General features: G+C 72.7%; 14 protein-coding genes. 7 read left to right on the top strand and 7 right to left on the bottom strand.

From position 1 onward, the window contains the following. Window positions 1-23: 23 nt before the first annotated feature. On the bottom strand, window positions 24-206 hold the full coding sequence (locus ACFRMQ_RS29650; RefSeq protein ID WP_380733742.1) for a hypothetical protein: 183 nt from the start codon (window positions 204-206) through the stop codon (window positions 24-26). A 74-nt stretch (window positions 207-280) separates the two neighbouring features. Between ACFRMQ_RS29650 and ACFRMQ_RS29645 the strand changes: the two genes are divergently transcribed. After that, a complete protein-coding gene (locus tag ACFRMQ_RS29645) occupies window positions 281-439 on the top strand; it encodes a hypothetical protein (protein WP_380733741.1) in 159 nt (52 codons plus the stop codon). Beyond that, window positions 408-908 (top strand): DUF6879 family protein, encoded by a 501-nt coding sequence (locus ACFRMQ_RS29640; RefSeq protein WP_380733740.1) that lies wholly within the window; start codon window positions 408-410, stop codon window positions 906-908. The genes ACFRMQ_RS29645 and ACFRMQ_RS29640 overlap by 32 nt, the downstream gene beginning before the upstream one ends. Window positions 909-1,195: 287 nt before the next feature. Here ACFRMQ_RS29640 and ACFRMQ_RS29635 read toward each other — a convergent pair whose 3' ends face one another. Both ACFRMQ_RS29635 and ACFRMQ_RS29630 read right to left on the bottom strand, forming a co-directional pair. Continuing rightward, the gene (locus tag ACFRMQ_RS29635) at window positions 1,196-1,339 is read right to left on the bottom strand and encodes a DUF397 domain-containing protein (protein ID WP_380733743.1); all 144 of its coding nucleotides are present in this window, start codon (window positions 1,337-1,339) and stop codon (window positions 1,196-1,198) included. After that, the gene (locus ACFRMQ_RS29630; RefSeq protein ID WP_380733739.1) at window positions 1,296-2,243 is read right to left on the bottom strand and encodes a Scr1 family TA system antitoxin-like transcriptional regulator; all 948 of its coding nucleotides are present in this window, start codon (window positions 2,241-2,243) and stop codon (window positions 1,296-1,298) included. The genes ACFRMQ_RS29635 and ACFRMQ_RS29630 overlap by 44 nt, the downstream gene beginning before the upstream one ends. 155 nt (window positions 2,244-2,398) lie before the next feature. On the opposite strand from ACFRMQ_RS29630, the gene ACFRMQ_RS29625 reads away from it, so the two are divergent. Both ACFRMQ_RS29625 and ACFRMQ_RS29620 read left to right on the top strand, forming a co-directional pair. Then, window positions 2,399-2,848, top strand: a complete 450-nt coding sequence (locus ACFRMQ_RS29625; RefSeq protein WP_380733738.1) for an ATP-binding protein — start codon at window positions 2,399-2,401, stop codon at window positions 2,846-2,848. A gap of 27 nt (window positions 2,849-2,875) precedes the next feature. Further along, on the top strand, window positions 2,876-3,451 hold the full coding sequence (locus tag ACFRMQ_RS29620) for a hypothetical protein (RefSeq protein ID WP_380733737.1): 576 nt from the start codon (window positions 2,876-2,878) through the stop codon (window positions 3,449-3,451). A gap of 96 nt (window positions 3,452-3,547) precedes the next feature. Here the strand turns inward: ACFRMQ_RS29620 and ACFRMQ_RS29615 are convergent, their stop codons facing one another. From ACFRMQ_RS29615 to ACFRMQ_RS29605, 3 genes are all read right to left on the bottom strand, one after another. Then, a complete protein-coding gene (locus tag ACFRMQ_RS29615) occupies window positions 3,548-4,789 on the bottom strand; it encodes a hypothetical protein (protein ID WP_380733736.1) in 1,242 nt (413 codons plus the stop codon). 61 nt (window positions 4,790-4,850) lie between these two features. Then, window positions 4,851-5,495, bottom strand: a complete 645-nt coding sequence (locus ACFRMQ_RS29610) for a LuxR C-terminal-related transcriptional regulator (protein ID WP_380733735.1) — start codon at window positions 5,493-5,495, stop codon at window positions 4,851-4,853. Beyond that, window positions 5,483-6,661 carry a histidine kinase gene (locus ACFRMQ_RS29605; protein WP_380733734.1) on the bottom strand — a complete coding sequence of 393 codons (1,179 nt, stop codon included), beginning with the start codon at window positions 6,659-6,661 and terminating at the stop codon, window positions 5,483-5,485. The genes ACFRMQ_RS29610 and ACFRMQ_RS29605 overlap by 13 nt, the downstream gene beginning before the upstream one ends. A gap of 193 nt (window positions 6,662-6,854) precedes the next feature. Here ACFRMQ_RS29605 and ACFRMQ_RS29600 point away from each other — a divergent pair, with 193 nt between their 5' ends. Further along, window positions 6,855-8,108 carry a serine hydrolase domain-containing protein gene (locus ACFRMQ_RS29600; RefSeq protein ID WP_380733733.1) on the top strand — a complete coding sequence of 418 codons (1,254 nt, stop codon included), beginning with the start codon at window positions 6,855-6,857 and terminating at the stop codon, window positions 8,106-8,108. Window positions 8,109-8,209: 101 nt separating this feature from the next. Here the strand turns inward: ACFRMQ_RS29600 and ACFRMQ_RS29595 are convergent, their stop codons facing one another. Continuing rightward, window positions 8,210-8,902, bottom strand: coding sequence for an alpha/beta fold hydrolase (locus ACFRMQ_RS29595; protein WP_380733732.1), 693 nt, complete (start codon window positions 8,900-8,902; stop codon window positions 8,210-8,212). A gap of 134 nt (window positions 8,903-9,036) precedes the next feature. Here ACFRMQ_RS29595 and ACFRMQ_RS29590 point away from each other — a divergent pair, with 134 nt between their 5' ends. Beyond that, on the top strand, window positions 9,037-9,552 hold the full coding sequence (locus ACFRMQ_RS29590; RefSeq protein ID WP_380733731.1) for a hypothetical protein: 516 nt from the start codon (window positions 9,037-9,039) through the stop codon (window positions 9,550-9,552). Window positions 9,553-9,745: 193 nt separating this feature from the next. Next, the gene (locus ACFRMQ_RS29585) at window positions 9,746-11,332 is read left to right on the top strand and encodes an AMP-binding protein (protein ID WP_380733730.1); all 1,587 of its coding nucleotides are present in this window, start codon (window positions 9,746-9,748) and stop codon (window positions 11,330-11,332) included. Window positions 11,333-11,459: the final 127 nt, after the last annotated feature.

Below are 11,459 nucleotides of genomic sequence, written 5' to 3'. Positions count from 1 at the left end.
GTCGGCCGGGCCGACTTCTCGCGTCAACAGGACCGGGCAGACCAACGCGGCACCGTGGCTTCCTGGATCTCCAGGACGGCGGCGGCGAAGTCCGCGGGGCCGCCACCCCACGGGTCGGCGATGCCCGGGCCGAGAATCCTCACCGGCCGGCCGGGGCCGGCGGCGACTTCGACAGCGAGCGCGGTCTCGTCGTCGACCGCGATCAAATCGTCGGCCCAGCCGAGGAGTTCCTCGTCAAGGAGCCGGCCGCGGTGGCCGGTCAGGTCGTGACTCCTGGATCGTGCAGCTCAAGAAGTGCGGACCGAAGGTTCGGGATCAGCTCATAGCACTGGCCGAAGACGAGACGTTCGCGGAGATGTCCGGGCGGACCATGGATGTGTTCGTGCGGAAGTACGTCAAGGAGCGCTATGGAATTGATCTCGGCAGCACGCCGACTTGAGCTGCTGTTCGGTGAGCCGGCCCAGGAGGTTCGGAAGCTTGAGCTGCGGGACTTCTATGAGGTGGACCGCCCGCTGTTCGAGGCATGGAGCTCAGGCGACCGTGCGGCGGTCGAGGAAACGATGCGAGGGCATCGTGCGTTTCTGGCCGGGAAGGACGCCACCGGATTCCCCTACCGGCGTGTGCGGGTCGTCTCCGAACCGCTGTCGGACTACCAGCGGATGGCGGTCGAGCTGGCCGACCCCACGGAACGTCTGCGGTGGCTTCCCCGCCGCCTCGTATCGGCGCTGCCGTTGCCGGGGAACGACTGTCTGCTCCGGGAGGACCTGGTGATCTTCAACCTCATCGGGGGAGACAGCCAGCAGGCTGACATCCAGCTCTCGACCGATCCGGACGTGATCCGGTTCTGCAACGAGGCGTTCGAGCAGGCGTGGTCACTCGGCACCCCCAATGGTGAGTACAAGCCGTAACGACATGTCCGACCAGGAACCAGCCGAGTCTGCAAGGCGCGCCCTCGGGACTCAGCTCAAGGAACTCCGTCGGGACGCTCACCTCTCGGATGTCGAACTCGCACGGCGCTGCGGCTGGTCTCATACTTCGTCCGCGTGTTCGCTGCGCTGCGGGAGCAAGCCGTGTTCGGCCCGGCCGCCCGAGACGAGATCGAGGCGGCTCGTGACCGTCTTCAAAAGGCCTGATGGCCCCTGGCCTGCTGTTTCGCAGGTCAGGGGCCATCGGTTTGAGGCTGCCGAAGGGTGGATCAGCCCTCGATCGGCAGGTCGCCGGCTCGGACGGCCTCGATGAAGACGCCCCACGAGGAGTCGGGGAAGACGAGGGCCGGGCCGTGCGGGTCCTTGGAGTCACGCACCGGAACGAGGCCGGGGAATCCGGGGGCTACCTCGATGCAGTCCCCGCCGTCGTCCCCGCTGTAGCTGCTCTTCCGCCAGGCGGCTGCGGCGAGCTTGTTGCTCATCATCCTTGAAACCCTCCAGCGCATCGGCGATCAGCCGAAGCGAGTCGCTCTCTGACGGGCACTCAGCCCGAAGCTGATCATAGCGACGCCGGTGTTTGGCCACGACGGCTGGAGCATCGCTCAAGTGGCCTCGATCGAGGCTCTCCGAGTAGACCCAACACTGCCCATCTGGCAGTTCCAGCAGCACCATAGCCGTCTTGATGAACGTCCGCCGGTTCGAGAACGGCGCGACGTGAAGGATGACGTTTGGGAGCTGCGCCACCCGCAGCAGGTGCTCCATCTGGCTTCGCATCACGCTCGGCCCGCCCACCACCGTACGGATGGCGCTCTCATCGAGAATGGCGAGCAGCAGCGGCCCGCCAGGCACGAGAAAGGGATCCTGGCGACCGAGTCGGGCTCGGATCCTTTCCTCGATCTCCTCTGCGTCTAGGACCGCAGCACCATTGGCGAAGAGCGCGTGCGCATACGGCCGACACTGCAGCAGCCCATGAATCAGGCTGTCCTGATAGACCCGCAGCCCAACTGCGACGGCCTCCAGCTCCGCACGCTCCTGGAACCAGTCCGGATGATCGATCGAGGCGCTCCAGTCCACCCTGCTGTACAACCGCATCAACAGCCCGCCGGTGTTCAGCAGCTTCTCGAACAGCTCCATCTCCTCGATCAGAGGCTTCCGGCGCCCGTTCTCGATCCGCGAGAGGACCGTCCGGTCCATGTGCATGAGCTTCGCGAGCTCCTCTTGCAGGAATCCGGCGTACTCACGGGCGTATCGCACCTCTTCGCCGAACATCCTCGCGGAACTCGCCGTCGGGCCGCGCTTGATCCTTCGCTGTGCCATCACCGCTCCTCGCTGTGCTTCACGCGCTCAACACGTGGAACCCGGCTTCACCGTAGCCCCAGCGGCCGATCATTGTTACCGGAACGCAGTGATCTGCTTGCACAGCGTGAACCGCGCGCTCCCCCGCACGCCCCCTTACGCCCCCGAGGTCCCCCATGCCCACCGCCCGCCGCCGCCCCCGCAGTTTCGTCGCGCGTCTCGACTCCTGCCCCGAATCGGCCCCTCTGGCCCGATACTTGCTGCGCGCCTACCTCTTCGGCCTCCCGGCCGGGGAGCGTTACTCCGACACCGCCGAACTCCTGCTCTGCGAGCTGTTCGCCAATGCCGTCCAGCACTCCGACGCCCCCGACGACCGCCACATCGAGATCCGCTTCGCCCTCTTCCACGACCGCCTGCGCCTGGAAGTCCACGACGCCTGCGCCGACCGCCCGACCCTCCGGACCCCCGCCCCCGACGACGAACACGGACGAGGTCTCCACCTCGTCAACCAACTCGCCGAACGTTGGGGCTGCGCGCCCAGGCCGGGTGGCATCGGCAAACTCGTCTGGGCCGTCATCGCCCCCGCCGCCGGCACCGACCCCGACACCGCGCTCGTCACCGTCTGAACGTCCGAACGAAAGCCCGAGTCCCCCATGATCCAGCCCGCGAACCAGCCCTCACTCACCATCCTCGCCCGCCACACCCTGTCCCGTGGCGCCACCCCCGCCGCCACGTACGCACTGCTCGCCCGGCTCGGCCACAAGCCCGTGCCCTGCGCCCAGGCCGTCTGCCTCGCCCTCGACATCCCCCCGGCCGAGACCGCCCGGCGCCTGGAGGAGTGCCACGACGCCCTGCTCGCCAACCCCCGCCCCGACACCGAGAGCGACACGGGCGAACTCCTGGAAGCCCTCGGCGTCTTCGACGTCCCCAAGGAGCTCGACGCGACCGGTCACGCCGTCGTCGCTCTCCTCCTGGCCGCCATCGACGCCATGGGCGGCATCCGCCCGGGCCACCAGCACGGCCTTCAGCGCTGGATCACCACCGGCAAGATCACCACCGCCTACCTCTCCCTCGCCGCCGCCCGCCCGCTCCCCCGCACCGGTGACCCGATCACCTACTGGGGCAGCCTCACCACGGCCGGCGAACTCCTCACCGCCGCCGCCCCCCACCCCGACGCCCGCGTCAAGAACGCCCTCACCCACTGCCGCACCCAGGCCACCCAGACCTGAATCCCGCCGCGCAGGAAGCCGGCCGGTCCGACGTCCCACGCCCGAGTGCCGAACGGCAGCGACCGAGAGCCCACCCGGCTGACGGTCGGCGCTCGCTCAGTCCTCTCCGTCGCCCTCCTTGTGAGCGCCGGCGGCCAGGCCCACCAACGCTCCCACGACCACCACACCCGCCACACCGACGGCTCCCTTGGCCGCCTTGCGCCCCGCCTCCACGGCCGCGTTCCTCAGCTGCGGCAGTTCCCGGGCCGCGTCCCGCCACCGTGTCGCGGTCAACGGAGGTCTACCGAACTCACGTCCGAACAGCCGGTGGAAGTCGTCGACGGCGATGCCGACCCGGTTGATCCGGTTCACCACGGCCCGGTGCGCCGACCGGTGCAGCAGCACGTGGGATCCGGCCGTCACGGCGGCGGCGTCCAAGCCCGCCATCAGGTGCCCGAGCATCCGCGAGACGAGCTCCCGCCGTTCCTGCCGGTCCTCCCTCAGCGCGAGCCGGCGTCCGTCCAGCCTGCGCGGGGTCTGCGTCCCCACCCGCGCGAGCCGCAGCACGTCGAACGCGTCCTGGAGTTCGAAGCAAAAGGCGGCGACGGCAATCAACTCCCGCACCTGGTCCTCCACTTCCTCGGTCATCCCGGCGAGGTCGCCGATCCTGGTCGCGCCCTCCACCGTCTCCGCGAGTGCGTCGAGCCGGCGCAGCACCCACCCCAGGGCGTCCGTGATCGTGCCGGCCCTGCCCTGCACGGTCGACCAGGTGTCGTCGTCGACCTGGCCCTCCCGTTCCAGGAGCCTCACGGCGGAGTCGAGGTCGAGGCGCGCCCCGATCACCTTCCCCAGCTCGGCGTCCTGCTGGGCGCGGAGGACGTCGTCGACCTTGGCGCCGATCCTCGCCAGGTAGCCCTTGATCTCGCCCATCTCGTGCTGGAGTGCGAGCTGCGCCATGATCCCGGCGACACCGGAGAGGACCGCCGGGTTGCCCAGGAGCGAGCCGGGCCCCTGCTCGATCCGGAGCCAGGACCGGATCGATCCCGGCTTCCCGATCATCGCGTAGTCGACACCCGGTGTCCCGCTCTCCGTCAGCCCGAACTCCTTGACGAGCCGGGCGGATTCCTCGGTCAGCCGCAGCCAGCGGCCCGACTCGGCGGCGATCCCGGCAAGCCCGTGGGCGGCTCCGGCCCCGGCGCGCAGGAGCGGTCCGAGGCCCTGGAAACCGAGCCCCTGGGCCCCGAGGTCCTGCGACCGCGACCACAGCCCCTCCGCGGCGAGGAACCACTCGACGGCCTTCCGGCTCCCGAGCACCGTGAGCCCGTCGCCGTCGCTGATCAGATGAATCCGGTCGTCCATCGCCCACCCCTGTCGTGACTCCTGGCGGTCGAGGGTAGCCGGGCGGCCGGCGCGCGTGCCCTCAGTGGCGGCTGAGGTAGGTGAGGACCGCGAGCACCCGGCGGTGGCCGCTGTCGTCCGGCGCGAGGCCGAGCTTGGCGAAGACGTTGCCGATGTGCTTGTGGACGGCGTTCTCCGTGATGACCAGCCGGGCCGCGATCGTGGCGTTGTCCCTCCCCTCGGCCATCAGGGCGAGGACCTCGCGCTCGCGCGGGGTCAGGGCGGCGATCGGGTCGCGGGCGTGGCGGGTGAGGAGCTGCCCGATCACCTCCGGGTCCATGACCGTCTCGCCCTCCGCGACCCGCCGCAGCGCGTCGGTGAACTCGCCGACCCGGCTCACCCGGTCCTTCAGGAGGTAGCCGATGCCGCCGCGCCCGTCGGAGACCAACTCCCCGGCGTACTGCCGCTCGACGTACTGGGAGAGGACGAGCACCGGCAGGCCCGGGTGCCGGCGGCGGGCCCGGATGGCGGCGCGGATGCCCTCGTCCCGGAAGCCCGGCGGCAGCCGGACGTCCACGACGGCGACGTCCGGGCGGTGCTCGGCGACGGCCGCGGCGAAGCCGGGCGCGTCCCGGGTGATCGCGGCGACCTCGAAGCCCTTGGTGGTCAGCAGGAGTTCCAGCCCGCTGGAGAGCAGGACGTTGTCCTCGGCGATCACGACCCGCACGCGAGGCTCACCCCGATCGTGGTCGGGCCGCCGCCGGGGCTGTGGACGTGGACGATGCCGTCGAGCGCCTGGACCCGGTGGCGGATGCCGGCGATGCCCGTCCCCCGCGTCTCGTCGGCGCCGCCGACCCCGTCGTCCGTCACCTCCACCGACAGCCGGTCCCCCCGGCGCGCGACGCGGACCGTGGTCCGGGTGGCCCCGCTGTGCTTGGCGGCGTTGGTGAGCGCCTCCGCGACGGTGAAGTACGCCACCGCCTCGACCGCGGCGGGGACCGTGCCGAGGCCACCGACGTCCAGGGTGGTGTCGATCGCCGACCGGGCGCCCAGCGCGGCCAGCGCCCCGGCGAGGCCCCGGTCGGCGAGGATCGGCGGGTAGATCGACCGGACCACCGCCCGGAGTTCGGCCATCGCCTCCTCGGTGCTCTCCTGCGCCTCCGCCAGGAGCCCGGCCACCGTCCGAGGGTCCTCGTCCAGCAGCTCGCGGGCCACGCCCAACCGGATCGCGACGGCCACCAGCCGGGCCTGGGCGCCGTCGTGCAGATCGCGTTCGATGCGGCGCAGTTCGGCGCCGTGGGCGGTCATGGCGTCGGCCCGGGTCTCGGTCAGCGCCTCCACCCGCCGCGCCAGCCGCTCGGCGGCCGAGGGCGACAGCAGCGCCACACAGATCCGGGCGTGCGACCGCGCCAGCGGCGGGGCCAGCCAGGCGGTCAGGGCCGCGAAGGCGACGGCCTGCGCGGTCCCCAGGGTCAGCGCCGTGCCCCACCCGGACAGCGGAGCGCCGACGGCGAACCCGCCCGCGCGGGTGCCCTCGGGAAGCGCCCACCACAGCGGCACCGTGACGGCCGCCGACACCGCGTTGCCCGCGCACAGCACCATGACGAGGCCGAACACCGGCCCGGTCACCGCACAGGCACCGAACCACCCGAGCAGGCGCCACGCCCCGACCCGTACCGGCTCGGACGCGGGATGCGGGGCGCACAACAGCCGCTCCGCGCGGCGGCGGTGCCAGGACGCCCAGGCGCGGGCCGGCGTCGGGGCGAGGAGTACGGGCAGCGCGAGCAGGGCGGCCACGGCGGTGCCGAGGCTTCCCAGGAGGTAGCCCAGGGCGCGCCACGCCGACGAAATCCGCCCGGCCGCACGGGGGTTCGCCCTGATCGCCCTGATCATCCCGCCCGCCCTGCTCGTCCCGCTCGTCCCGCTCGTCCCGCTCGCCCTGCTCGTCCCGCTCATCGGTTGTTCCGGTTCATCCGCACGAGTCTGGGCCATCCCGGCCGGGCCCGGCACTACAGCCCGCTACCCCTTTTTCCCACGGGCGGGCGGTACCGCCCACCCACCCCGGCCGGGCCTAGCGTCGGCGCCCATGACGAGTTCACCCCTGCCCACGGCCCCGCGGCGCGGCCGCTCCCTCCGGCGGCTCCTGGTGCCGGCCGCCCTCGTGGCCGGCGCCCTCGCCGTCCAGGTGCCGAGCGCGACGGCCGCCCCGCGACCCGACCCGGCCCGACCCGGCCCCCAACTCCAGCTCCAGCTCCAGCTCCAGCTCCAGCGCGACGCCGACGCGCTCACGGCGGTCGGCGCGACCGGCGTCCAGGCCCGCCTGGCCGAACCCGGCGGCCCGGACCTCACCGTCACCAGCGGCGTCGCCGACCTCGCGACCGGGCAACCGGTCTCCCCGGACGGCCACTTCCGGATCGCCAGCGTCACCAAGGCGTTCGTGGCCACCGTGGTCCTGCAACTCGTCGGCGAGCAGCGGCTCTCCCTCGACGACCCGGTCGAGCGGTGGCTGCCCGGCGTGGTGTCCGGAAACGGCAACGACGGCCGCGCGATCACCGTCCGCCACCTGCTCCAGCACACCAGCGGCCTCCACGACGACTACCCGGACTACACCTCGGCGGAGGACTTCCGGCTGCACCGGTACGACAGTCGCACACCCGAACAGACCGTCGCCCGCGCGATGAGCCACCGCCCGGACTTCCGGCCCGGCACCAAGTGGGCTTACAGCAACACCGGTTACGTGCTGCTCGGCATGGTCGTCGAGCGGGTGACCGGACGCCCCTGGCACGAGGAGGCGAGGGAGCGGATCATCCGGCCGCTCGGCCTCGACCACACCTCCCGGCCGGGCACGTCCCCCGTGCTGCCCCAGCCGCACGCGCGGACCTACCAGGCGTTCACGGCGGACGGGCCGCTCGTCGACGTCACCGAGCAGGTCGGCCCGGGCGTCAACGGGGAGGCCGGGCTCGTCTCCACCACCGCCGACCTCGGCCTCTTCCTCCGCGCCCTGCTCGACGGCCGGCTCCTGGCACCCGCGCAGCTGCGGCAGCTGGAGCGGACCGTCCCGGTCGGCCGGGACCTCCGCAAGCTCATGCCGGGCGCCCGGGACGGGCTGGGGCTCTTCTCCCGCCCGCTGCCCTGCGGCGGGGTGTCCTGGGGGCACGAGGGCGGTGACGCGGGCTGGATCACCGCCACCGGCGTCACCGCCGACGGGCGGCGCAGTGTCGCGGTCTCGCTGTCGGGAGTCCGCGCCGACACCCCGGAGGACGTGCTGCGGGTGGAGCGGGCCATGAGCGGGCTGGTGGACGACGCCCTCTGCGGCGGGGCCACGGCCCGGACCGACTGACCCGGGGCGCCGCCTCCGCGAAGGACGTCACGGGGGAAGTCGCGGGGGAAGTCGCGGTCGCCCTGGTCGACGAGGCCGAACTCCCCCGCGACACGCCCCGGCTACACCTCGGCCCGGTACGCCTCCAGCCGCTCGGCCAGTTCCTTCGGGTGGCCGAGCATCGGGCAGTGGTCGCCCGGCATCTCGTCCGGCCGCAAGCCGAGCCGCTCCTCGACGTGCCGCCGCAGGAACGCGGCCGGGAAGAACCGGTCGTCGGCGGACAGCAGGTACCTGGTCGGCACCTCGGGCCAGGCGGTCAGCGGCCACGGCGCCGCGAACGGGGTCGGCGCCTGCTGCCGCTGGTGCTCGGCGAGGAACTCCTCGACGAGGGCGGCCGGGGTGTCGTGCACGACGAGGGAGCGCACGTCCTCGTCCGCGCCCTCCGCCACGCCCCTGGCGCGGTCGGCCTCCCGCCGCTCCGGCCAGTAGCCGGTGTTCTCCCACCACGCGCCCGGCGACTCCCCGGGGGCCGGCACCTGGGCCTGGAGCATGACCAGCAGGTCCACCGGCAGCCGCTCGCACACCAGCGTTCCGGTGAATCCACCGAACGAGTGGGCCACGACGACGAGTTGACCGGTCCGCTCGCCGACCGCCGCCACCACGGCGTCCGCGTACTCGGCCAGCCCGGCCGAGGCGTCGCCGCACGGCAGGTCCGGCGCCACCACCTCGTGGCCCCGCTCCCGCAGCTCGGCCGCCAACGGCCCCCAGTACCAGGCGTCCACCGCCGCGGCATGGATCAGAACGTACGTCGCCATGATCAGTCCCCCTCCGGAATCGGTCACTCCCGCACCGCACCCGAGCCTACCGACGGATCCGCGCCCGGACCGCCGGCCGGACCCCGCATACTCATCCCAACGATCATTCGTCCACCGCCCGTTGGGGGAAGCCCTTGTTCCGCGACACCCGTCCGCGCGGCCTCCGCATACCGACCCACCGCGAGACCGCCGAGGAGTGGGGCGAGCAGATCGCCGCGCTCCGCGAGGCCCCGCGCGGGTGGGTCTTCCTGCTGGGGCGGCTGGCCTCGGACGGCTACCTCTGCCACCTCGACCTCAACTACCACCTGGACGGCGAACTCGTGGCCGTCGTCCAGACCTCGCGCCCCGTCCCGGCCGGCCACCGGGTGGGCTCCCTCACCACCCCGCAGTCCCAACTCTCCACGTTCCTGGCCAACTCGGACCGCCTCGACCTGCGCACCGAGATCGCCCCGCTCGACGGCCCGCCCACTCCGGGCCAAGTGCTGCTGCACGGCGTGCCCGTCCCCGTCGAGGTCCACCGCAGCCACGGCTGCCGCAGCGCCGTGATCCCCCGGCTGCCCTCCCAGCCGGGCTACGTGATCGTCACCGCCGCCGCCGAGCACTGGGCCACCGCCACCGACCTCGCCCTCCGGCCCCCGGCGGCGTTCTGAGCGCGGCCGCTCCGGGAGGCGCCGTTCCGGGCGCGGCCGCTCCGGGCTCCCCCGCCGATTGACCCGAACGGGGCGGCGTGAGGCAGCCGGGCTCCGATCGACCACCACAAACGCGCCGGTGTCGAAAGGGTTCGCGCCAAATGCCCGCCGAACATGCCCGGTACGACGGTAGTCGCGGAGTTACGCTGCGGCCATGGTTGCAAACTACAAGGAAGAAGTGGCCGTCCAGGAGCCCGAGTTCGTCAGCGGCCCCGCGCTGGTCCTCCGGTCCCTCGCATCCGACCCCGGCCGGCGGGCCATCGTCACCGCCGACGGCGTCGCGATCACCGCCGGCGACTTCGCCGCCGCCACCTACCGCCTCGCCCACGAGCTGATCGCCCGGGGCGCCACCCGCGGCACCACCGTGACCCTGCTGACCGGCAACACCCCCGAAGCCCTGAGCGCCCGGTACGCGGCGGGCCTCGCCGGCGCGCGGGTGGTCAACCTGTACGACGGCATGAGCACCCCGGTCCTCGCCGAGATCACCGCGAGCGTCGGCACCACCGTGCTGCTCGTGGACGCCGAACGGTTCGACCAGGCCCCCGAGTTGCTCCCGCTGATCGACGTACCGACCGTCCTCACCCTCGGCCCCGGCCCGGCCGACGACACCCCCGGAGCCATCGGCGAGGACGCCGTCGCCGCCTCCGCCCACCGCCCCGCCGAGCCGCCGGACGTCCGGATCGGGCCGCAGGACGACCTGACCATCCGCCACACCGGCGGCACCACCGGCATCCCGAAGGGCATCCTCAGCCTGCACGGGCCCTACCGGCACATCTTCGACGCCCCGATCGGCAGCGGCCCCACCCCCGACGAGGTGCCCACCCTCCTCGCCGCCACTCCGCTCGCCCACCTCGCCGGCATCTTCGCCGACCTGACCCTTCACCGCGGCGGCACCGTGGTCCTCCAGCGCTCCTTCGAGCCCGGGGCGGTCCTGGCCGCCGTCGAGCGCGAGCGCGTCACCGACCTCTGGGTGCTGCCCCCGCTGCTCCACCAGCTGCTCGACCACCCGGCGGTCGGCCGCACCGACCTCTCCAGCGTGCGGCACGTCCTGTACGGGGGCAGCGCCTCCTCGCCGACCCGGATCCGCGAGGCGCTCAAGGTCTTCGGGCCGACCCTGTACGGGTTCTACGGGATGTCGGAGGCGCAGATGGTCTCCATGCTCACCCCGCAGGAGCACGACCGGATCGGACAGGGCGGCCAGGTCTCGGTCGGCCGGCCCGCCCCGGGCGTCGAGGTGGCGATCCGCGACCCCGAGGGCGCCGACCTGCCGACCGGCGAACAGGGCGAGATCCACCTGCGCTCCGGCGGCATCATGGCCGGGTACTGGAAGCGGCCCGACCTCACCGCCGCCGTCCTGCACGACGGCTGGCTGAACACCGGAGACGTCGGCTACTTCGACGAGGACGGCTACCTCTACCTCGCCGACCGGGCCAAGGACCTGATCATCGTGGTCGGCGGGCACGTCTACCCCTCCGAGGTGGAGGACCTCCTCGTCACCCACCCCGGCGTCGCCCGCTGCGCGGTCTTCGGGGTCCGCGACGACCAGGAGGCCGAGCACGTCCACGTCGCCGTCGTCCCCACCCCCGGGCAGCGGCCCACGCTGGACGGGCTCCAGGCCTTCGTCACCGAGCGCAAGGGCCGGATCTTCGCCCCCGAGGTGCTGCACCTCGTGGACGAGATCCCGCTGACGCCCGTCGGCAAGCCGAACAAGAAGCTGCTGCGCGAACTCGCCGCCCGCTGAGCCCGGCTTCCCGAGATCCCGGCGGGGCCCACGGACTTCACCCCAAGGTGGGGTTTGGCTCAACGAACCCCGGCCCCCGTGCCGAGAAGCCAACGGGGTGGCGGCGGTTTGGGCCGCCACCCCACCC

This window comes from Kitasatospora sp. NPDC056783, assembly GCF_042789895.1.
GTDB lineage: Bacteria > Actinomycetota > Actinomycetes > Streptomycetales > Streptomycetaceae > Kitasatospora.
The sequence above is the reverse complement of the archived record's forward strand: the minus strand, read 5'-3'. Positions and strand labels throughout refer to the sequence as shown.